Annotated in this window: 15 protein-coding genes; 11 read left to right on the top strand and 4 right to left on the bottom strand. The window is 68.4% G+C overall.

Annotated features, from left to right (window positions below):
• Nucleotides 1–97 precede the first annotated feature (97 nt).
• Nucleotides 98–850 (top strand): bifunctional 2-polyprenyl-6-hydroxyphenol methylase/3-demethylubiquinol 3-O-methyltransferase UbiG, encoded by a 753-nt coding sequence (gene ubiG, locus CXY91_RS20570; protein WP_100963055.1) that lies wholly within the window; start codon nucleotides 98–100, stop codon nucleotides 848–850.
• Nucleotides 851–856: 6 nt separating this feature from the next.
• On the opposite strand, the gene CXY91_RS20575 is transcribed toward ubiG, so the two are convergent.
• Nucleotides 857–1,219, bottom strand: coding sequence for a DUF4180 domain-containing protein (locus tag CXY91_RS20575; RefSeq protein ID WP_091830206.1), 363 nt, complete (start codon nucleotides 1,217–1,219; stop codon nucleotides 857–859).
• 175 nt (nucleotides 1,220–1,394) lie between these two features.
• On the opposite strand from CXY91_RS20575, the gene ccrA reads away from it, so the two are divergent.
• Nucleotides 1,395–2,669: a crotonyl-CoA carboxylase/reductase gene (gene ccrA / locus CXY91_RS20580; RefSeq protein ID WP_091830204.1), complete on the top strand. Its 1,275-nt coding sequence runs from the start codon at nucleotides 1,395–1,397 to the stop codon at nucleotides 2,667–2,669.
• Here the strand turns inward: ccrA and CXY91_RS20585 are convergent.
• The gene (locus tag CXY91_RS20585; protein WP_100963056.1) at nucleotides 2,636–3,871 is read right to left on the bottom strand and encodes an acyltransferase family protein; all 1,236 of its coding nucleotides are present in this window, start codon (nucleotides 3,869–3,871) and stop codon (nucleotides 2,636–2,638) included. The two genes, ccrA and CXY91_RS20585, sit on opposite strands and share 34 nt — an antisense overlap.
• Before the next feature lie 58 nt (nucleotides 3,872–3,929).
• Here CXY91_RS20585 and CXY91_RS20590 point away from each other — a divergent pair, with 58 nt between their 5' ends.
• Nucleotides 3,930–4,823 (top strand): LytTR family DNA-binding domain-containing protein, encoded by an 894-nt coding sequence (locus CXY91_RS20590; protein WP_158673516.1) that lies wholly within the window; start codon nucleotides 3,930–3,932, stop codon nucleotides 4,821–4,823.
• Nucleotides 4,824–4,845: 22 nt separating this feature from the next.
• Here CXY91_RS20590 and CXY91_RS20595 read toward each other — a convergent pair whose 3' ends face one another.
• Nucleotides 4,846–5,703 (bottom strand): YihY/virulence factor BrkB family protein, encoded by an 858-nt coding sequence (locus CXY91_RS20595; RefSeq protein WP_091830197.1) that lies wholly within the window; start codon nucleotides 5,701–5,703, stop codon nucleotides 4,846–4,848.
• A gap of 164 nt (nucleotides 5,704–5,867) precedes the next feature.
• Between CXY91_RS20595 and CXY91_RS20600 the strand changes: the two genes are divergently transcribed.
• The 7 genes from CXY91_RS20600 to CXY91_RS30615 all read left to right on the top strand — a co-directional run bounded on the left by CXY91_RS20600 (nucleotide 5,868) and on the right by CXY91_RS30615 (nucleotide 19,640).
• Nucleotides 5,868–6,752: a DMT family transporter gene (locus tag CXY91_RS20600; RefSeq protein ID WP_100963058.1), complete on the top strand. Its 885-nt coding sequence runs from the start codon at nucleotides 5,868–5,870 to the stop codon at nucleotides 6,750–6,752.
• 100 nt (nucleotides 6,753–6,852) lie between these two features.
• Nucleotides 6,853–7,620 (top strand): fumarylacetoacetate hydrolase family protein, encoded by a 768-nt coding sequence (locus tag CXY91_RS20605; RefSeq protein ID WP_091830193.1) that lies wholly within the window; start codon nucleotides 6,853–6,855, stop codon nucleotides 7,618–7,620.
• Nucleotides 7,621–7,831: 211 nt separating this feature from the next.
• A complete protein-coding gene (locus CXY91_RS20610) occupies nucleotides 7,832–9,802 on the top strand; it encodes an autotransporter assembly complex protein TamA (RefSeq protein ID WP_349236601.1) in 1,971 nt (656 codons plus the stop codon).
• Nucleotides 9,802–14,124 (top strand): translocation/assembly module TamB domain-containing protein, encoded by a 4,323-nt coding sequence (locus CXY91_RS20615; protein WP_100963060.1) that lies wholly within the window; start codon nucleotides 9,802–9,804, stop codon nucleotides 14,122–14,124. The genes CXY91_RS20610 and CXY91_RS20615 overlap by 1 nt, the downstream gene beginning before the upstream one ends.
• A gap of 550 nt (nucleotides 14,125–14,674) precedes the next feature.
• Entirely contained in the window at nucleotides 14,675–16,069 is a 1,395-nt protein-coding gene (locus CXY91_RS20620) for a porin (RefSeq protein ID WP_100963061.1), read from the top strand.
• Nucleotides 16,070–16,279: 210 nt separating this feature from the next.
• Entirely contained in the window at nucleotides 16,280–18,616 is a 2,337-nt protein-coding gene (locus CXY91_RS31150) for an OmpA family protein (protein WP_100963062.1), read from the top strand.
• A 10-nt stretch (nucleotides 18,617–18,626) separates the two neighbouring features.
• Entirely contained in the window at nucleotides 18,627–19,640 is a 1,014-nt protein-coding gene (locus tag CXY91_RS30615; RefSeq protein WP_199777520.1) for a hypothetical protein, read from the top strand.
• 14 nt (nucleotides 19,641–19,654) lie between these two features.
• Here the strand turns inward: CXY91_RS30615 and CXY91_RS20635 are convergent, their stop codons facing one another.
• Entirely contained in the window at nucleotides 19,655–20,533 is an 879-nt protein-coding gene (locus CXY91_RS20635; protein ID WP_100963123.1) for an alpha/beta fold hydrolase, read from the bottom strand.
• Nucleotides 20,534–20,717: 184 nt separating this feature from the next.
• Between CXY91_RS20635 and CXY91_RS20640 the strand changes: the two genes are divergently transcribed.
• Complete coding sequence (locus tag CXY91_RS20640; RefSeq protein WP_100963063.1) at nucleotides 20,718–21,626, top strand: cyclase family protein; 909 nt, start codon at nucleotides 20,718–20,720, stop codon at nucleotides 21,624–21,626.
• Nucleotides 21,627–21,631 lie beyond the last annotated feature (5 nt).

Genomic DNA, 21,631 nt, shown 5'->3' on the forward strand with positions numbered 1-21,631 from the left:
CCTCGCACCTAGCGAAGGGCGGGTGTAGATGACGGGCAGCGCGGAAAGTGTCAATGCAGCCATGGCCTGCACGCGCATAAACAGGATATCAAAGGCGATGACGGCAGCGGCACGCGAAGGCTCCACCATCGACCCGGCCGAGGTCGCGCGCTTCGACGCGCTGGCGAAGAGCTGGTGGGATCCGAAGGGGCCGATGGCGGTCCTGCACAAATTCAATCCCGTCAGGCTCGCCTTCATCCGCGACCTCGCCAGCGAGCGCTTCGATCGCGATCCCAAGTCGCTGCGCGCGCTTGAAGGGCTGAGCGTCGTCGATATCGGCTGCGGCGGCGGCGTGCTGTCCGAGCCGATGGCGCGGCTCGGTGCCAAGGTGACCGGGCTTGATCCGGCCACGACCAACATCGCCGTGGCGCGGGCGCATGCGCAGAAGGCCGGCGTCGGCGTCGATTATCGCGAGGAGACGATCGAGGCGATCGTCGCCTCCGGCGCGCGCTTCGATATCGTGCTCGCCATGGAGGTCGTCGAGCACGTCGCCGATGTCGAGGCCTTCGTCGCCTCCTGCTGCGCGGCGGTGAAGCCGGGCGGACTGCTCGTCATGGCGACGCTCAACCGCACGCTGAAATCCTATGCGCTCGCCATCGTCGGCGCCGAGTACATCCTGCGCTGGCTGCCGCGCGGCACCCATGACTGGGAGAAGTTCGTGACGCCGGACGAGCTGGAGGCGGCGATCGAGACCGGGGGGCTTTCGGTCTTCGCCCGCGAGGGCGTCGCCTACAACCCGCTCGCCGATCGCTGGTCGCGCTCGCGCGATCTCGACGTCAACTACATGCTGGCGGCGAGCCGCCAGGCCTGATCGCCTTCAGGCTGCCAGCCTGGCGTCGAGCGCTGCGAGGTCCTCGACGAACCAGAGCGCCTGGCCCTGATTGCTCTCGTAGACGAGGTCGCGCAGCGCCTTGCTTTGTGAGCACTGAGCGCTGATGTCGCCGACGATCGCCAGGCGCATCCGGTAGTTGACGAATTTCTGCGCGACCTCGCCGGCGAGCCGCGTCGCGAGCTGGAAGAAAGCGGGATCGAGCCGCGCGACCGGGATCGCCACCATCGCCGCGTCAGCCGCCCAGGCGGCGCCGAGGAAGTCGTTGATGTCGCGCTCGGCGGCGAGCGGCGAGCCGTTTTCGGCGCAGATGAGCACGGTCGTGCCGTGAAGCTCTCGAATCATGTCCATGCAGGTGGTATCGCCGTGGCCTCGCCAGGAGGCAAGCGGCGGGGAACTTTCCGCATTTTCTCTTGTTTTTTGCGCTGCGGCATAATTCGATAGGCGTATGGCGCAGTGCAGCATTGACCTGCATGATGCCGGCAACGCCACCGGATCAGCGGCGTGGCGACAAGGGAGAGGTGAGATGGCACAGCTGCAACCCGTTGCGAAGCCCGCGTTGAAGGATCTCTACGAGCTTGGCGAATTGCCGCCGCTCGGCCATGTCCCGGCCAACATGTACGCCTGGACGATCCGCCGCGAGCGCCATGGTCCGCCGCAGGACAGCTTCAAGGTCGAGGTCGTGCCGACCTGGTCGATCGGCGAGGAGGAGGTGCTGCTCCTCGTGATGGCCGGCGGCGTCAACTATAACGGTATCTGGGCCGGCCTCGGCCAGCCGATCTCGCCCTTCGACGTCCACAAGGGCCAGCTGCACATCGCCGGTTCGGATGCGTCGGGCATCGTCTGGGCCGTCGGCTCCAAGGTGAAGCGCTGGAAGGTCGGCGACGAGGTCATCGTCCACTGCAACCAGGACGACGGCGACGACGAGGAGTGCAATGGCGGCGACCCGATGTTCTCGTCGTCCCAGCGCATCTGGGGCTACGAGACGCCGGACGGCTCCTTCGCCCAGTTCTGCCGGGTGCAGTCGCGCCAGCTGATGCTGAAGCCGAAGCACCTCTCCTGGGAGGAAGCGGCCTGCTACACGCTGACGCTCGCGACCGCCTACCGCATGCTCTTCGGCCACGCCCCGCACACGATCAAGCCAGGCGACAACGTCCTGATCTGGGGCGCCTCGGGCGGGCTCGGCGTCTTCGGCGTGCAGCTCTGCGCTGCGTCCGGCGCCAATGCGATCGGCGTCATCTCCGACGAGACCAAGCGCGATTATGTGCTGGGCCTCGGCGCCAAGGGCGTGATCAACCGCAAGGACTTCAACTGCTGGGGCCAGATGCCTACGGTCAACTCGCCCGAATACGACGCCTGGGTGAAGGAGGCCCGCAAGTTCGGCAAGGCGATCTGGGACATCACCGGCAAGAAGGACGTCGACATCGTCTTCGAGCATCCGGGCGAGGCGACCTTCCCGGTCTCCTGCCTCGTCGCCAAGCGCGGCGGCATGGTGGTGTTCTGCGCCGGCACCTCCGGCTTCAACATCACCTTCGACGCCCGCTATGTCTGGATGCGGCAGAAGCGCGTGCAGGGCTCGCATTTCGCCCATCTGAAGCAGGCTTCCGCCGCGAACCAGTTCGTCATCGACCGCCGCGTCGACCCCTGCATGTCCGAGGTCTTCCCCTGGGACAAGATCCCGCTGGCCCACCACAAGATGTGGAAGAACGAGCATGCGCCCGGCAACATGGCCGTGCTGGTCTATGCGCCGCGCACGGGCCTGCGCACCTATGAGGATGTCGCCGAGGCACTGGAGGGCTGAAGGCTAGAAGCGGGCAGGCGCCCGCGCTTGTCCGCTGGGATCCCGAACAGCGGCCGCAACCAGCCGACGCGCCGCGCAATCTCGTAGGTCGCGGCGCAACTCAGCGCCGTGATGGCGATGACCAGTGCCGCTTCCTGCCCGGCCGGCAGCGCGAGCGGCTTGAGCCAGTGCGCGGCGAGGATGATCGCGGTCTGGTGGACGATGTACCAGCAGAACACGGCCTCGACGAGGTAGCGCCGCACCGGCCCGTCGCGCCGCGAGAGGTGTCGGCGCGCGAAGCCGAGGATTGCGACGATCCAGCACCATTGATCGAGCCCATAGACGAACGGCCTGACCAGGCGTTGGAACTCGCCCTGCGGCTGCGCGCGCAGCCAGAGCGTGGCGAGGAAGGCCATGGCGGCGAGGGCGAGCGCCAGCCAGCGCAGCCGCTCGGTCCGCTCGGCCAGCGCTTGCGAGCGCGCGGCGACGAAGCCGAACAGGAAGCAGAAGCCGTACAGGGCGTGCTGGTACCAGTCGCCGACGACGATGTAGGTGGGTGGCGCGGCCGGGAAGACCAGGAAGCGGTTGATCCCGAGTAGCAGCGCCGGCGCTGTCAGCAGGAGCAGGCCGGGCAAGGCGCGCTCCAGAAGCGGCTCGGCGCGTGCAGCGAGAGTTGGGGCCAGCGCAAGCAGGCCGGCGAGCACCATCGTGTAAAGCCAGAGATAGGCGACAAACCAGAGGTGGTTCCAGGTCGGCAGGATGATGCAGACCTGCCGGCCGTTCTCGATCCGGCAGAAGCTCTGGTCGAAGGCGAGATAGTGTCCGAACCAGAAGTCGAGATAGCCGCCGGAAAAGCCGAGCTTTTCGACGATCTCCGCCCAGGATTGCGGGGGCACCACCACCAGCATTCCGAAGGCGAGGGGGATCAGCAGCCGCGCCGAGCGGCGCCGCGCAAAGGCTCCGACGTCGTATTTGGCCAGCATGAACCGCGTCGCGGCGCCCGAGACCAGGAAGAGCAGCGCCATCCGCCACGGGTTGAGCAGCAGCATCAGCGGCTCGAGCTCGCGCAGACGATCGGCGCTCTTCACATGGAAGTCCCATGACACATAGAGCATGCCGGTATGGTAGAGGATCAGCAGGCCGAAGGCGCCGATCCTGATCCAGTCGAGATCGAGTCGGCGCCCGGCGCCCTGTGGTGGCGAATGATCGGTTTGTGTCCGCATGGCGGCTGTTCCTTGCTCGCCCCGAGCAGGCCGGCATGCCAGCGCGCAGGTCGAGACGGTGCGGGACGAGCAGTCGATGCTGCGGGATGAAAGCCAGCGCGCTGGGACGAGCGGCGACGCGGTCGTGACGAATGGCGGCTCGGGTCGTCTCCGGGGCTGGCCGCCCTATCTGGCGATCGCGTTGGGCACCGCCCTGACCTGTCTGGTCAACGCGTTCTCGACCGCGCACGATCTCAGCCGCCTCGGCCGCGCCGTTCCGCTGTGGCAACCCCTGCTCTGGGAAATTTCGAGTGGCATCCTGGTCGTCGCGCTGGCGCCGCTCGTCCATTGGCTGGTGCTGGTCTCGCTTACGTGGCCGCATCGGCCATGGCTCCTCGGGCCGCTGCACGCTACTGCGATCCTCGCGTTCTCGGCCGCGCATGTCTGCGGGATGGTTCTGCTGCGCAAGCTCGGCTATTGGGCCGCCGGCACCGGCGACTACAATTTCGGCTTCTCCGGCGGCAACCTGTTCTACGAGCTGCGCAAGGATATCCTCGTCTACCTCTTGCTCGCGTCCCTCTTCTGGCTGAGCGAGCTCTGGGGGCGGCGCCCGCAGCCGCAAGCCGCGACCGTATTGGCCGGCGCCCCCTCTGGGTTCTGGCTGCGCGACGGCACGGTCGATCTGCGGCTCGAACCGGCGGAGATCATCGCCGTGGTCTCCGCCGGAAATTACGTCGAGTACTGCCTGGCGAGCGGCAAGCGCCACTTGATCCGCGCGACCCTGCAGGGTGAGGACGAGCGGCTGCGTCCGTTCGGTTTTTCCCGCATCCACCGAACAAGGCTGGTGAATACAGCCCGCATTCGGCGCATCGCCGGTAAGCCCTCTGGCGATTTCGACGTCGAGATGGATACAGGAGAGAGCTTCTCCGGCAGCCGCCGTTACCGTGAAGGCCTGGTCGCGCTGACGTCTTGATCCTTCCGCGGGTGGGAGGCTCTCATAGCCCGCTCAAGACGTCTCCGCTCGACTTCTCCGGCGCCCGGCGCAGCGCAATCGCGGCGTTGAGCTCGGCGCCATAAAGGAAGATCGCCGCCAGCCAATAGAGGAAGACCAGCGCGATCATCGCGGTGGCGAGGCCGGCATAGGTTGTGACGTAAGCGCCGGCGAACGAGTCGAGATACCAGCCGAAGCCGACACCGCCGATCAGCCAGACCACCAGCGTCATCAATATGCCCGGCCACATCGCCCGGATATGCGGAGCGCGGGCCGGCAGCAGCTTGTGAGCGACGCTGAGCGCTAGCACGACGAGCACTGTCGCCCCGGCGATTCGCAGGAAGGCGAGCAGGAAGCCGAGCGGGGCAAGCGCCGGCGCGAAGCCGACGATGCCGCGCCAGATCAGCGGGCCGAGCACGACCAGCAGCGAGAAGGCGAGCATGAAGACCGCGCCGCCGACGACATAGACGATCGATTCCAGCCGGGTGCGCCACCAGCTGCGCCATTCATAGGCCTCGTAGGCGCGGTTGAGCCCGATCCTGACCGCCTCGACCCCGGACGAGGAGAAGTAGAGCGCCAGGATCGCGCCGAGCGTCAGCGCATCCTTGCGCACCGCTGTCAGCACGGAGCGGACCTCGCGCGTGATCGGCTCTGCCACCTCGCGCGGCCAGGCTTCCAGCAGCAATTGCGCGGCTTCGTCGGCGGCCGCCTGCGAGCCGAAGAAGCCGCCGAGCGCGGTGACGAGGATCAGGAACGGAAACAGCGACATCAGCACCGAGAGCGCGATGTGGCTGGCGATCGCCCAGCCGTCATGGGCGATGAAGCGCTCGAAGGCGAGGGCGGGGACTGAGCGCAGCGACATGAAGGTCTCGGGCGGGGCAGGGCGGTGATTGTCGCCGGTTCGGGGCTGCTGGCAAGACGGGAGGATGCGCAAGACGAAGAGCGCGAGAGACATGGCCTCACCGCGTCCGCATAAGGCGACAACTGCCGTTATCGGGCCTATCAGGCGCCTAGAAGGCTGCTGCCATGTTCGATTCCCCGCTCTTCCTGCGCCTGTCGCCGGCTCTGTTCGTCTTCCTCTGGTCGAGCGGCTGGATCGTCGCGGGCTATTCGGCCCGCTATTCCGATGCGCTGACCTTCCTCTCGGTCCGCTTCGGCTGTGCCGGCCTGGCGCTCGCCGTGTTCGCCGTCGCCCTCGGTGCACCCTGGCCGAGGACGCGGCGCGCCCTTTTCGATTGCATCGTCGCCGGCATCCTGCTGCACGCCGTTTATCTGGGCGGCGTCTGGTGGGCAGTGCGCCATGGCTTGCCGGCCGGCGTCTCCGGCCTGATCGCCGGCTTGCAACCGGTCCTGACCGCATTGTTCGCGCCCTTGATCATGCGCGAGAGCATCTCGCCGATCCGTTGGCTCGGCATCGTCTTCGGCTTCGTCGGCGTCGCGCTGGTGCTGGAGCCGAAGCTCGTCGGCGTCGCGCCGGAGGCGCTTTCAGCCATTGCGCTGCCGGTGATCGTCAACATCGTCGGCATGTTCGCCGTCACCTTCGGCTCGTTCTGGCAGAAGGCCCGCATCGTCGAGGGCGACCTGCGCACGGTGACGGCGGTGCAGTACATCTCCGCCTTCCTGTTCACGCTGCCCTTCGCCTTCCTGCTCGAGCCGATGCGGATCGAGTGGAACCTGACCATGGGGCTGGTGCTGGCCTGGTCGGTGCTGGCGCTCTCGCTCGGCGGGATCGGGCTCTATCTCGTGATGATCCGCCGTGGCCAGGTCTCGCGCATCGCGACCTTCCTCTACCTCGTGCCGCCCGCGGTGGCGGTGGAGGCCTGGATCCTCTTCGGCGAGACGCTGAGCCTGGTCCAGCTCGTCGGCATGGCGGTCGCCGTGCTCGGCGTCGTGCTCGCCAGCCGCAAATAGCTGTTGAGCGATCTCCGGGTTCCCGCAAGCCGGTCGATGCTGTAGCCAGAGAGCATGAGCCGGCAGGAACCTGCTTGCTGGCGACAGGGACGAGACGACCATGGCTGTGACGACCGATAATCTTGCTGGCGCCTTCATTGCCGCCCGTCGCGGCCACAAGCTGGTCGACATCGCGACCTTGCCGGTCCCCGCCGATGTCGATGCCGGCTTCGCCGCTCAGGCCGAGGTCAACAAGGGCATGGGCTATCCGCTCGCCGGCTGGAAAGTCTCGCTCGGCGAGGGCGGCCGGCCGATGGCCGGACTGATGCAGGGCCCTTATCTCAAGTCCGGCGACACCTATCGCGGCGTGCACGGCGCCGAATTGCGCGTCGAGATCGAGCTCGCCATCCGTCTCGGCCGCGACATGCCGCTGCGCCCCGGACAGCCCTATACCCGCGAGGAGCTGATCGATCATTGCGACGCCGCGCTCGTCGGCATCGAGATCGTCGAGAGCCGCATCGCCGACTGGACCAATGTGCCGTTCCCGCTCTGGCTGGCCGACGCGATGGGCCATGGCGGCTATCTGCTCGGCCCCGAGGTTCCCTTCAGCATCTTCGACGACGTCCCGGCGCTGACCTGCACGGTCGAGCTCGACGGCGACGTGCTCTATGACCGCCAGGCCCTGCATGCCAATGGCGATCCGCTGGTCACCGCGCTCGCCTGGGCGAACCGGTCGGTCGAGGGCCCGCTCGGCCCGCTCAAGGCCGGCCAGATCATCACCACCGGCAGCCTGTGCGGCGGCGTGCTCGCGCCGACGGTCGGCCCGGTCGTCGCCCGGCTCGACCCGGTCACCGCGATCTCCTTTGCGCTGGCCGAGCAGGGCGACTGAAAGGGCCGCGATTCCGGCCATTCGACAATGTCCGGATGGCCAACGATTCGTTCAGGTTTTCGGTTGACGGTAGCCTGATCCCGAGCGTCGAATTGTGATCAATCGGAGGCGCGATCACAAAATCAACGCATTCGCTGCGTTTGAGTTGGGTTGAGTTGGAGGTTTGATGCGGTCATGGCGAAGGGGCACGATCGGTATTGCCGGCGGAGGCTTGGTTGCTTTCGCGGCGATGCTTGCCGGTGAGGTTTCGCCGGCCCGCGCCTTCGACCTGTCGTCGCTCGACGTCTTCAACCTCTTCGGCAGCAAGGACAAGCCGCCGCCGGTCAGCGAAACGACGCTTCCCTATGAACTGAAGTTCGAGCTCGGCGACGTGCCCGATGCCAGCACGCTGAAGCGCAGCCTGCAGGACGCCTCGCTGCTCTATCGCCTGCGCGAGGATGCGCCTCCGGACGGCGAGACCCTGGCCCGCCGCGCCGCCGCCGACATCAATCCGCTGATCGATGCGCTCTGGGCGCAGGGCTATTTCAACGCGCAGGTCGCGATTGCGGTCGACGGCGTCGCGGTGACGCAGGCTGGCGAACCGCCGCCGGGGCTCGCACCCACCGCCGAGCGCTACCGCAACCGCGCCCCGGCGCCGATCGTGGTCACAGTCGACCCCGGCCCGCAATTCTCGCTGCGCAATGTCGATATCGTGCCCAGCGGGCGCCGCGATCCCGAGGCGGTGATTCCCGATCCCGGCAAGGTGTCCGGCCTCGTGCCCGGTGCCCCGGCGACGTCGTCCTCGATCCGGGCGGCACAGGCGGCGCTGGTCGATTACTGGCGCGGCAAATCCCGCCCGCTCGCGCGCGTCGTCGAGGTTCGCCCGGTCGTCGACCACGCCGCGAAGATCATGGACGTCTCGGTCCTCGTCGATCCCGGCCCGGTCGCCGGTTTCGGCGACGTTTCGATCACCGAGACCGGCGACATCCCGCCCGAGGTGATCCGCTCTTTCATCTATCTCGAGCCGGGTGAACCCTATTCGCCCAAGGCGCTCGCCGACACGCGCAAGTCGATCGCGACGATCCCCGCCGTCGGCTCGGTCCGCATCCGCGAGGACAAGGGGCTGGACCAGGCCGGCAACCTGCCGATCTTCGTCGAGGTCAACGAGCGGCCCAAGCGCCTGCTCGGCTTCTCCGCCCGCTATTCGACGATCGACGGCCCGGCGGTGAAGACCTACTGGGAGCACCGCAATCTGTTCGGCGGCGCCGAGCGCCTGCGGCTCGAAGCCTCCGTCTTCTTCGCGCCACGCATCGACGGCACCAAGATCCAGCGCTTCGGCGATTTCGAGCCGAGCGATCTCGGCGCCCGCTTTTCCGCCAGCTTTCTGAAGCCGGCGCTCGGCGGCAGCCGCAACGATCTGCTGATCGACGCGACAGGCGTGCGCGAGCGCGTCGGCACCAACCGCTATGGCGGCTACACCGCGCGCTACGCCAACGTCACCGCCGCGATTCGCCATCGTTTCAGCGACGTCTTCTCGATCCAGGCCGGCATCGAGGCCGAGCGCGGCCAGACCAGCGACGTGCTCGGGCAGGTCGACTACATGCTGGTCGGCGTGCCGCTCTCCCTGCGCTACGATTCGACCGACAGCCAGCTCGATCCGACCCGCGGCATCAGGGTCGCTGCCTCGGTCACGCCCTATGCCGCCTTCGGCGACAACGCTGCGCCGTTCATCCAGAGCAAGGCCTCGATCTCCGGCTATTACGCGCTCGACGAAGACGCCCGCTATGTCCTCGCCGGCCGGATCGGGCTCGGCTCGATCGCCGGCGCCGACCTCGATGAAGTGCCGGCGACGCGGCGCTTCTATGCCGGCGGCGGTGGCTCGGTGCGCGGCTACGCCTATCGCACGCTTTCGCCGCTCGGCCCGCTCAACCGCCTGACCGGCGGGCGCAGCCTGTTCGAAGCTTCGGTCGAGGCCCGGATCAAGATCACCAACACGATCGGCATCGTGCCCTTCTTCGATGCGGGCATGGCCTTCGCGTCGCAGTTCCCGAGTTTCAAGGAAAAGATGCAGTACGCGGCAGGACTTGGCCTGCGCTACTATACGCCGATCGGGCCGATCCGTCTCGATGTCGCCGCGCCGCTCAACCCGCGCAAGGGCGACAAGCCGGTCGCGCTCTATATCAGCATCGGGCAGGCCTTCTGATGGGCAAGCTCCGCATCTCGCGACTGCTCGCTGGCCTGGGGGCCCTGCTCATCGCCGCGACGCTGGTCGTCTTCACCGGCCTCGGCGGCTTTGCCCAGAACGCCGGCGACCGCGGCGTCCTCGCCGATCTGATCTCGAAGGCGCTTTCCACCGATGGCAGTCAGGTCTCGATCGGCGCTGTCGACGGCGCGCTCTCCTCCGACGCGACCATCCGCGACATCGTCATCTCCGACCGCGACGGCCCCTGGCTCAGGCTCGATCGTGCCCGGCTGATCTGGACCCGCTCGGCGCTGCTGCTGCGCCGGCTAGAGGTCAACCGGCTGGAGATCGGCAAGCTTGAGATCCTGCGCAAGCCCGTACCGGAACCGGGCGCCCCCCCGCCGGCCGACAACGCGCCGATCCTGCCGGAATTGCCGCTCAAGGTGATCGTCGAGGCCTTCCAGCTCGGCGAGCTCGCGCTCGGCCCGACCGTGATCGGCGCGCCCGCCAGATTGTCGGCGACCGGGGCGGCCCGTCTCGGCCCGCCCAATGAAGGCCTCGACTTCCGGCTCGCCGGGCGCCGGCTCGACATGGGCGGCAGCCTGGATGTCAATCTGCGCTTCGTGCCGCAATCGACGCAGCTCCAGCTCGCGGTCAAGCTCGACGAGCCGGCCGGCGGGCTGATCTCGACCATCGCCGACCTGCCGGACCGCCCGCCGGTCAAGCTCGACCTCACCGGCGACGGCCCGCTCGACCGCTTCCGCGCGACGCTCGCCTTCGCTGCCGGCCCGACCATCGGCGCCAGCGGCACGGCTGATCTCAGCCGCCAGGGTGCGGCACGCCGGCTCCTGCTCGCGCTCGATTCGCGCATCGCCGGCCTGATGCCGCCGCCGGTTGCGCCGGTCTTCGAGGGTTCGACCCGGCTCGACGGGACGCTCGCCTTCGCCGATAGCGGTGCCGTCTCCGTCGACCAGATGGCTCTGGTCTCGGCGCTGGCCCGGCTCGACGTGAACGGCCTCTATGGCGCCGACAAGAACCTCGACTTCAAGATCACCGCCGCTGCCCGTCCCAATGCCGAAGGGCGCACCGTCGCCTCCGGCGCCGAGATCGCCAAGCTCGCCTTCGATGCGACGATCCGCGGGCCGGCCGCCGGGCCGCGCATCAACGCCAGCCTACAGGCGGAGGGCGCGAGCGTTCCCATGGGCAAGCTCGGCAAGCTCGATTTCACCTTCACCGCGACGCCGACCGGCGCGCTGAATGATCCGGCGACACGCACCGTGCTCGTCTCCGACGGGGAAGCCTCCGGCGTCGCCCTTACCGATCCCGGCCTGGCGCGCTTCATTGGCGATCGCCTGCGCTTCACCTTGCGCGGCACGGCTTCTGAGGGCGGTGGCGGCGAGTTCGAGACGCTGAAGCTTGCCTTCGGCGGGGCGGAGCTCGGCTATGCCGGCCGCCTCGATCCGGCCCGCATCCTCGGCAAGGTGCAGGCGCGCCTGCCGGATCTGTCGCGCCTCAGCACGCTCGCTGGCCGCACGCTCAAGGGCTCCGCCGCCGTCAGCGCCGATGTCGATGCCGAGCCGAAGAAGCGCCTCTATGCGGTCAAGCTCGATGGCGGCGCCGAATCGCTGACGCTCGGCCAGGAGGCGCTCGACCGGCTGCTCGCCGGCAAGCTTACCCTCGGTGGCGAGATCCGGGTGCCCGCCAGCAGCGGCCTCGTCGTCAACGGACTGCGCATCGCCGGCACCCATGTCGCGGCGACGGCCGACGGCGCACTCGGCGCGCAAGGCTCGAGCCTGAAGGCCAACATCGCCATTCCCGATCTGCGCCGCGCCGATCTTAAACTGTCGGGGCAGGGCGCGTTCGATGCGACGCTGACCGGCCCGCTCGACAAGCTCGACGCAACGCTGAAAGCCGGTATCAGCAACGCTACCGCGCTCGGCCGGCCGGTGCCGCGCCTGGCGCTCGACGCCACGCTGCGCGATCTGCAAGGCGCTCTCTCTGGAGATGCCAGGCTCTCCGGCGAAGTCGATGGCAGGCCGGCGACAGGTGTGTTGCGCTTCGCCAAGCGCGATCCGGGTGGGTGGGCGGTGCCGCAGCTCGATATCGCCATCGGCTCGGTCACCTTGAACGGCGCGCTCGATCTTGACGCCTCCAATCTGGCCGAGGGCAACCTCAAGCTCGCGGCACGCAATCTCGACGATCTTTCGGCTCTGGCGCTCGCCAAGCTGGGCGGCCGGATCGAGGCCGATGTGAAGCTGGCGCGCCCGACCGGCGGCCAGAATCTGGATCTCAAGGCCAGCGCGCAGAAGCTTGTTGCACCTAGCGTTTCGCTCGATCGGCTCGACGCCGACATCGCCATTGTCGACGCGCTGCGTAAGCCCTTGATCAACGGCGCCGTCCAGATCGATCGCGCCGTCATCGCCGGCGAGCCGGTAAGCGCGATCCGCCTCGTCTCCAAGGGCGGGGCCGATGCCAGCGACATCAGCCTCGATGCCACCGCACGCGGCTTCTCGCTCGCCTCGAAGGGGCGGCTCTCGGTCGCCGATCCCCTGCGCTTCGATCTCGCCAGTTTCACTGCGACCCGCGACGGCCGCAGGATCGCGCTGGCCAAGCCGGCGAGCTTCACCGCGATCGACGGCGGTGTTTCCATCCGCGATCTTTCCATCGCGCTCGACGGCGGCCGGATCGCCCTCGACGGCGAGGTGGGCAAGGCGCTCGACCTGCGCTTTGCCGCGCAGAACGTGCCGCTCTCGGCCGCGCGCCTGGCGTCGCCGACGCTCGATCTCTCCGGCACGCTCGATGCGGAAGCGACGATCAAGGGCACGCCCGAGGCGCCGACCGGCCCCTGGCGGGTCCGCATCGCCCGCCTCGTCGCGCCGCAGACGCGCTCCGCCGGCTTGCCGCCGATCGAGATTTCGGGGCAGGGCGCGCTCGATGGCCGCCACACCAGCCTCGACGCCAGCCTGAATGCCGGCCGCTTCGTCAGCCTGACCGCCAAGGGCAGGGCGCCGCTCGGCGGTGACGGCGCGCTCGACCTCTCCATACAGGGAAAAGCCGACGCTCAGCTCGCCAACGCCCAGCTCGCAGCCGACGGCCGACGCTTGACCGGCCAGCTCGCGCTCGACCTGCGTGCCGGCGGCACACTCGCCGCACCGCGTTTGTCCGGCGGCGCGACACTCTCCGGCGGCAGCTTCAGCGATGCGCTCCAGGGCGTGAAGCTGACCGGGCTCGAGGCGCGCGTCGCGGCCAACGGGCCCGATCTGGTCATCGAGCGTTTCGCGGCGCAGACACCCGGCGGCGGCACGCTCTCGGCCCGCGGCAACGTCAAGCTCGATCCCGCGGCCGGTTTCCCCGGCACGATCCGCATCGAGGGCCGGCGCGCCCAGCTCGTCGACAGCGGGCTGGTCCGGGCGGTCGCCGATCTCAATCTCGACCTTGCCGGCCCGCTGGCGCAGCGGCCACGCATCGGCGGACGCATCGATGTCGTCACCATCGAGGTCGCGGTGCCCGATCGCCTGCCGTCGAGCTCGCGGCCGATCGACGGCATCCGCCATGTCAATGCCAAGGGCCAGGCAGCGGCCCGCCTCGCCGCCGAGCGCAAGGCCCGCGCTGTGGCGAATCGCAAGGGCGCGCGCGCGCCGGCCTTCGACGCCGTGCTCGACATCACCGTCTCGGCTCCGGGGCGCGTCTTCATCCGCGGCCGCGGCATCGATGCCGAGCTCGGCGGCGACCTGCGCGTCGGCGGCACCTCCGGCGCGCCGGCCCTGATCGGCGGCTTCGATCTCCGGCGCGGACGACTCAACCTCGCCAGCCAGCGCCTCGACTTCAGCAAGGGCCGCGTCACCTTCTCCGGCGACGTCATGCCCACGCTCGACTTCGTCGCCGAGACCAGAGCCGCCGATGTCACCGCGCGGATCATTGTCTCCGGCGAGGCTTCGGCGCCGGAGTTCACCTTCACCTCCTCGCCCGAGCTGCCGCCTGACGAGGTGTTGTCGCGCCTGCTCTTCGCTCGCGCCTCCGGCTCGCTCTCGCCTTTCCAGGCGCTTCAGCTCGCGCAGACTGCCGCGCAATTCTCCGGCGCCGGAGGCGACGATGTCTTCGAACGCATCCGTCGCTCGCTCGGCGTCGACAATCTCGATGTGCAGGTGGGGCCGGGCGGCCCGACGGTCGGCGTCTCCCGCGCGATCTCCGACAACATCACCCTCGGGGTGAAGGCTGGCGCCAAGCCCGAGGACAGCGGCGTCTCGGTCGGCATCGACGTGACCCGGCGCCTGAAGCTCCAGGCCGAGACCAATGCCGACGGCAGCGCTGCTGTCGGCGTCGGGGCCGAGTGGGAATACTGAGCCCCGCATTCGCTCCGCCGCCCGCCGAGGCCTCCTCCGTCATTCGGGGGCAGCGCGCAGCGCTTGAGCCCGGAACCCATGAACACGATGGTGGCATGAAAAGGTGCCGTGGCCCGAGCTCGCGCCTTTGGCCTGCTTTGGAAGGACGGCGAGATTCGCCTGCTGCGTGGCGCCGTCGGGCGACTCAGGCGCAGGCCATGACCCATGAGATTCGCCGCCAGGCGGGCCAGGAAGCTCGCAAACGGCCCGGTTCGGTTAACGCCCTCTTAAGTTTGCCGGTCAAAGCGTGGCCCGGCTGCAACACCGGGGGGTAAAGCGGGTCCTCGGCGGGGACTGTGGCGTGATCGTGGTTGATTGGCGGCCGGGCATTCGTAATGGTGACTGTGCGGCGGGACGTTCCCGGTCGCTGTTTTTCGTCTTCGCCTCCGAACGGTTCGGGGACGCGGGCGAAAGACCGGGATAGGCGGGTTCGCCGGACAGGTCTCCTGGGGCCACCGGATAGGAACACGCCGACGCCCGAGGGTCTCGAAACTCTTTTGGAGGTTATCAAATGAAGCTCGTAAAGAGCCTCCTCCTCGGTTCCGCCGCCGGCATCGCCGCGGTTGCCGGGGCTCAGGCCGCCGACCTTCCTTCGCGGAAGGCCGCTCCGGTCGAATACGTTCGCGTTTGCTCCGCCTACGGCGCGGGCTTCTTCTACATCCCGGGCACCGACACCTGCCTGCGCGTCGGTGGTCGTGTCCGTGCTGAATACACGGTCGGCACCCGCTACGGCGACGCCCAGGACGCTTACGGCACCCGCTCGCGCGGTCGCCTGAACGTCGACGCTCGCACCGCGACTGCCTACGGCACGCTGCGTACGTTCTTCCGCTACGAGCTGACGGTCAGCTCGGGCTTCTATGCCGGCACCATCGGTGGCAACCAGGGCATCATCGCCCCCGGTCAGGCTCGTAACGGCGCCGCCGGCCCGGGCACTGCCTCGAACCTCGATCTGGCCTTCGTCCAGTTCGGCCCGATCACCGCTGGTCGCGCTCAGTCGTTCTTCGACTTCTATGCGAACGACTTCGGCTTCTCGACGATCCGTACGGCTGACTCGCGCCTCAACCTGTTGGCTTACACCGCCACCTTCGGTTCGGGCTTCTCGGCCACGGTCTCGCTGGAAGATCGCAACACCGGCACCGGCCAGCGTGAGAACGGCGCTTTCGGTCGCTTCACCGGCGCTGGTCTGACCCTCGGCGGTCAGGACTTCCCGGACATCGTTGCCTCGCTCCGCGTCGATCAGGGCTGGGGTTCGGCTCAGCTGTCGGGCGCGTTCACCCAGCGTAAGGTCCTCTCGACCTTCACCGCTGCTGGCGTTCTTACCCAGGCCAGCTCGGACGAGTACGGCTGGGCCATCCAGGGCGGCGTGAAGATCAACCTGCCGATGCTTGCGGCTGGCGATCACCTGTTCCTGCAGGCCGCTTACGCCGACGGCGCTCTCGGCTACCTCGGCTGGGGTGGTCAGTACGGCTCGGGCCGCCAGACCTCCTCGATCGCTGCCAACCAGCTCGTGATCGGCGATCTTGGCGTCTCGGTGCTCGGCAACGCCAAGACCTCGACCGGCTGGTCGGTTGTGGCGGGTCTGCGTCACTTCTGGACCCCGCAGCTGCGTTCGGAGCTCTACGGCTCGTACTCGGAACTCAAGCTCGGCTACGTCCAGGCCGCCGGCCTCTACGCCGCTGGCGCTCCGGTCCGCTCGCTTGATCCGAAGGAGCTCATCGTTGCTGGTAACCTGATCTGGTCGCCGGTTTCGGGCCTGGATATCGGTGTCGAGGTTCTCTACACCCGTACCGAGCTGGCCTCGCGCGTTCTGCAGGTCGACAACAACGGCGCTCGCGTCGGTGGCTTGGCCGGCGTCAAGAGCGACGACGCCTGGGCTGGTCGTCTCCGCATCCAGCGCGACTTCTGATCGATCATCCGATCGTTCAAGGGAGGCCCCGGGGAAACCCGGGGCTTCTTTCGTTTTGGGCCGATATTCGCAGCGCGAAAACCCATCTGATCGTCACAAGGGCTGGGCGGTCCCTTGCTTGACTCAGGGATACGATAGGGCGTGATTGGAGCAGGTTGCGAGCGTCGGGATTCGACGCGTGCGGCCCGAGGACGAGGCGGGGATTTCGGCATGGCGCGGCAGGCCGGGTGGCTCTGGGGGCTCGTTCCGCTGTCCTTGGTCTGGGCGGCCGCCAATGCGCTGAACACCGAGCCCGTCCGCCGTGATATCGAGGCGAGGGCGCTTGCGGCGAGCGCGGTCGCCGGGTCGGCCGCGGGCGCGCGCGGCGTCTCGGTCCGCGTCAGCGGGCGCGACGTCTATCTGGATGGCGAGGCCGTCACGGCCGATGGCGCCAGCAAGGCGCTGGCCCAGCTTCAATCGGAATTCGGCGTCCGGCGCGTGCTCGGCGGGCTGACTCAGGTCATCGCTCAGAGACCCTATAGCTGGTCGGCGACGCGGCAGGGCAATCTCGTGACGTTGTCCGGATTCGTGCCCGACGAGGCGACGGCCATGGCGACGCTGGCGGCGGCGCGGGCGCTGGGCCCGGGGTTGAAGGTCGACGACCAGCAGAAGGTCGCGTTCGGTGCCCCCGTCGGTTTCGCCGAACTTGCAACGCGGCTGATGCGCGATCTCGGCCAGCTCTCCACCGGCAAGGTCGCGCTGGACGATTCCCGCTATTGCGTCGAAGGCACGGCGGCGACGCCGGAAAGCTTCCAATCCTTGCGCGAGAGCGCTGCCAGCGCGTCGCCGAAAGGCTTCACGCGCGTCGACTGCATGCTCAGCCCGGCGACGGTGAGTCCCTATCGCTGGAGCGCGGAAAAGACCGCGTCCGGCGCCGTCACGGTCACCGGCTACTACCCCTCCGATGCGGCGCGTCGCGAGATCGGAGCGTTGCTCGGCCGCGCTTTCTCCTCCGCCGGAGCCGTGACCGATCGCATGCTGCAGGCTGCCGGCGAGCCGCCAGCTTTTGCGAGCAGGGTGGCGCGTGCCATCGCCGATCTCGCTCGTCTGCGCAGCGGCAAGGTCGAGCTCGATGGCGCCGCCTATCGCATCTCCGGACAGGGACCGGACGGTTACGAGGCCTGCGAGGCACTGAAGCTGAACATCGCGCAAGGCGACGGTCCCGATTCTGTCGCGCTCGCCAGCGTCACTTGCCCGCCACCTCCGCCGCCGGCGCCGAAGAGCGAGCCTGCGCCGGCTCCATCGGTCGACGTGCCGCCGACCGGGCCGGCAACACCGAGCGTGCCTGCTCCGGCCAGCCAGCCATCGGCTCCGGTCAATCCGATCCCTGCCGCGCCTGGCCCGGCTGCAACCGCCGAGCCGCGGCCAGCGCCGCCTATCGCCCCGCGGCCGCTGCAATGGCGGGCCGAGAAGTCCGAAAGCGGTATCGTCCTGTCCGGTGCCGCGCCCGACGCTGCGGCCAAGGCGGCTGCACTGGAGGCGGCGCGCGCGACGCTGTCCGGCGGCGAGGTCATTGATCGGACTGTGATCGAAGCTGGTCCACGCAGCGGTCCCGACTATGGCGAGGCGACCCGCTTCGCCCTCGGGCTCCTCGGCAGGATGGCGCAGGGCAGTGTCTCGCTGGCGGGTTCTGCACTCAGCCTCACTGGCGCGGCTGCGGACAAGGCCGGCTGGCAGGCCTTGGACGACGCTCTGAAAGGCAAGGCCTTGCCTGCCGGGCTCTCGCTCTCGGGCCGGCCCGCGCTGACCCTGCGCAGCTATGGCTTCAGCGCCTCCATCGACAGATCCGGCGGCTATCTCAGCGGCTATCTGCCCGACGCCGCGGCGAAGGACGCCATCGCGGCCCTGATCGAGGCCTCGCCGTTGCGCGGTCGCATCAGCGACGAGACCGAGATTCTGCCGGCGGCTCCGACCGGATTCGGGGTTGCGGCGCGCGGCGCGGTCCAGGACCTGCTGCGGCTCGATCTGGGCTCGGCTAGCGTGGTCGATCGCGAGGTCAATGTCCGCGGTTTGACCTGCCGCGCGCTGATCCGTGACGAGGTGCAGACCAATCTGGCGAGCGGCTTGCCGGACAGCTTCTCCGGCAAGGCCGAGATCGGCATGCGCCAGACCGGCTGCGTGATCGATCCGCCGAGCAGCTGCCAGAACGAGCTCGATGCGCTGACCCAGCGCTACTACGTGATGTTCGGCCAAGGCACTGCGGTCGTGACGCTCGATCCGGTGACCGAGCGGGCGATGACGGAGGCTGCCGCCATCCTCAAGCAGTGCCCGGCGTCGCGTGTCACCATCGAGGGCCATGCCAATCTCGACGGTGAGCGCAGCGGCTTCAACAATCTCGATCTGTCGAGCCGGCGGGCGCTGCGGGTCCGCGAGGAGCTGATCCGTCGCGGCATCGGGCCGGCCCAACTCGAGGTCAAGGGCTACGGCACCGACCGGCCGCTGGTAGCCCATGGCGATCCGGAGGCGCGGGTGAAGAACCGCCGCGTCCAGTTCACCGTGGCGAAGTAAGGAGGGAGCGATGCTCTATCTCGCGACCCAGTTCGCCTGGTTTCTCCTCGCCGCCTTCGCGATGGGCCTCGTCTTTGGCTGGCTGACCGGCCGCGGTGGCCCGCGTGGTTTCGCTGGCGGCCCGGTCCTCGGCCTCGCCATGCTCTGGGCCGCGCTGGCGGCGCTGGTCTGGCTTCGGCTGGTCAACGATCAGGCGGCGTTCTGGATCGAGACGGCGCTGCTCTATCTGCTCGTCTATGCCGCCGGCTGCCTGATCGGCAGCCTGTTCGCCGGTGAAGGCGAGGCGCTCCCGGCGCTTGCCGCCCCGGCACCGCGCCTTGCCTTGCCGCAGCCTGCTCCGGCTCTTCCCCCACCGGTCGCGAAGGTCAAGGCCAGCGAGGCAGCGACGGGCGAGCCGGCTCCCATGCCGAAGGTGGAGGGCGAGGATGCGATCGCCGGCAAGCGCCCGGCCGGCTTCATCGCCGCCCACGGCGGGCAGGCCGACGATCTCAAGCTGATCAAGGGAATCGGCCCGCAGAACGAGGCGCGCCTGCATGCGCTCGGCATCTGGCACTTCAGCCAGATCGCCGCCTGGACCCCTGAAAACGTCGAGTGGATCGGCACTTATCTCGCTTTCCCGGGGCGGATCGAGCGTGAGAACTGGGTGGCACAGGCGGCTGCGCTGGCACGAACCGCGACGACGGTCGAGCCGGTGACGGCGATCCCGCTCTCCGGAGCGGCGCTCGAAGGCAAGCGCCCGAGCAACCTCCTGCCGGGCGCTCGCGGCGGCAAGCCGGACGATCTCGGCCTGATCGATGGCATCGGCCCGGCGATCGCCGAGACCCTGAACACGCTCGGCATCTGGCATTTCGACCAGATCGTCGCGCTGGGGCCGGACGAACTGCGTTTCCTCGCCCATCACACCGGCTTCCCGGGCCGCAATGTCGCGGAGCAGTGGCAGGCGGAGGCGAAGATCCTCGCCGGCGGCGGCGAGACCGCGCATTCGCGGGCGGTCAAGGCGAAGCGCCGCAAGAGGAAGCGCTGAGCGGCTCAGGCCGCCTACTTCTCCGCCTTCGCGATCAGCCGGCCGATGCGGCGGACCATGTCCTTGCTGCCGAGCAAAGGCGCATGACCCTGGCCCGGCGCGGTGAAGGTCTCGCAGCGCGGATGGCGCCGGCCCATCTCGTCCAGCGTCTTTTCCGCCAGCAGGTCGGAATTCTCGCCGCGGATCGCCAGCACCGGGACATGGTTCAGCGCCGCGAAATAAGGCCAGAGCTCGGGTAGCGGCGCTTCGAGGTCGAGCTCCTCCAGCGTCTTCAGCAGGCGCGGATCATAGTCTGGGACCAGCGCGCCGTTGCGCTCGGTCCAGGTCCGGCGCGCCATGATCTCCCATTCGGCCTCGCCGAAGAGCGGGAACTGCTGGTCCGAGAGCCGCTTCAGGATCTCGGCGCCTTCGGCGAAGCTGCGCGGCGTCGGCAGCTTGCCGACATAGCCGCGGATGCGCAGCAGGCCACGCGCGTCGATCACCGGCCCAACATCGTTGAGGACAGCGCCGCGGATCGCAGCAGGCCTTGCCGCGCCGAGAGCCATGGTCAGGAGGCCGCCGCGCGACGTGCCGACGAAAACTGCCTCTTCGACGCCGGTCGCTGCCAGGACCTGCATGAGATCGTCGAGTTCGACGCGGATGTCGTAGTCGTGCCAGTCCTTGGCGTAGTCGGAGCGGCCGCGGCCGCGATAGTCGAGCGCCAAGACACGCCTCGGCCCGTCTTCCGCCAGCGCCAGCGCGAGCTCGTGGAAATCGGCGGAGGTGCGCGCCAACCCCGCGAGGCAGACGATCGGGAGGTTTGGCGCCGCCTGTGGCCCATACTCGCGGATGTGCAGCTTCAGCCCGTCGCGGGCGCTGATGAAGAGGGAGCGGAAGCCGGTATCGGCGGTCATCATGATCTCGAATGCGTCGTCGCCAGCCCGCACCTTAATCACGGCCGCAAGCGACAGGAAAGCAGGCCTGGCCGGCTCGCGGCTATGCCTGGCTGCATAATGAGCCTTGCAGGGGTCCGCATGGACAATGCGGGAGCGTCATGCGCTCGTTCGAGCGCGCGGCATCGCCAGCAGCGAGGGGGCCATGGTCGACAAGCGGGTCTGTTTCGATTTCGAGGTGGCCTTCTCCAATGGCGGAGGCATTCAGGGGCAGGATTTTCGTCTCGACATTGCCGGTGACGATATCTCGGACGACGAGCTTGCGGCCTACATCATCAAGGACCTGCGCCTGCTGATGGTTGGCGAGGTCCGCATTCTCAACAAGGTGATCATAGAAGAGCGTCACAAGCGGGCGCCGCAGTCGCCGGACGAGGTGGTGCAAGGGCTCGACGACCTTTTCGTCGATCTCAGCCATACGATCGAGTCGGGGATGATCACGTACAAGGGGATGCCTGCCCCGCTGATCTGCGACCACCTTTCCCGCGGCAAGTCGCGCGAGTTCTATGCCGAAGGCACCGAGTTTCAGATCGGCCGCATCGACCTGGTTGCCAATACCGGCACCTATATCGATATGCCGTTCCACCGCTATGCCACTGGCCACGACCTGGCGGGGCTGCAGCTGCGGCGTGTGTCGGATGTGCCGGCCGTCGTGGTTCGGGTCGAAGGCGCGGCCGGGCGGGCGATCGACTGGCACCATTTCGTCCCTGTCGCGTGCACCGGACATGCGGTGCTCGTCCATACCGGCTGGGACCGGCACTGGCGCACGGACGCCTATTTCGAAGGGCATCCGTTCCTGACCGAGAAGGCGGCTCTCTATCTGCGCGACCAGGGCGCCGTGCTCGTCGGGATCGATTCACTGAATATCGACGACACCGCCGGTGGGGCCCGGCCGGTGCACTCCGTCCTGCTCGGCGCCGATATCCCGATCGTGGAGCATCTCACCGGGCTGGGCGGGCTGCCGGCCTCCGGTTTCCGCTTTTCCGCCGTTCCGCCCAAGATCAGCGGCATGGGCACCTTCCCGGTGCGGGCGCATGCACGACTGGTCGCGGAATAGCGCGG

The organism is Allobosea sp. FBZP-16, assembly GCF_002831785.1.
Classification (GTDB): domain Bacteria; phylum Pseudomonadota; class Alphaproteobacteria; order Rhizobiales; family Beijerinckiaceae; genus Allobosea; species Allobosea lupini.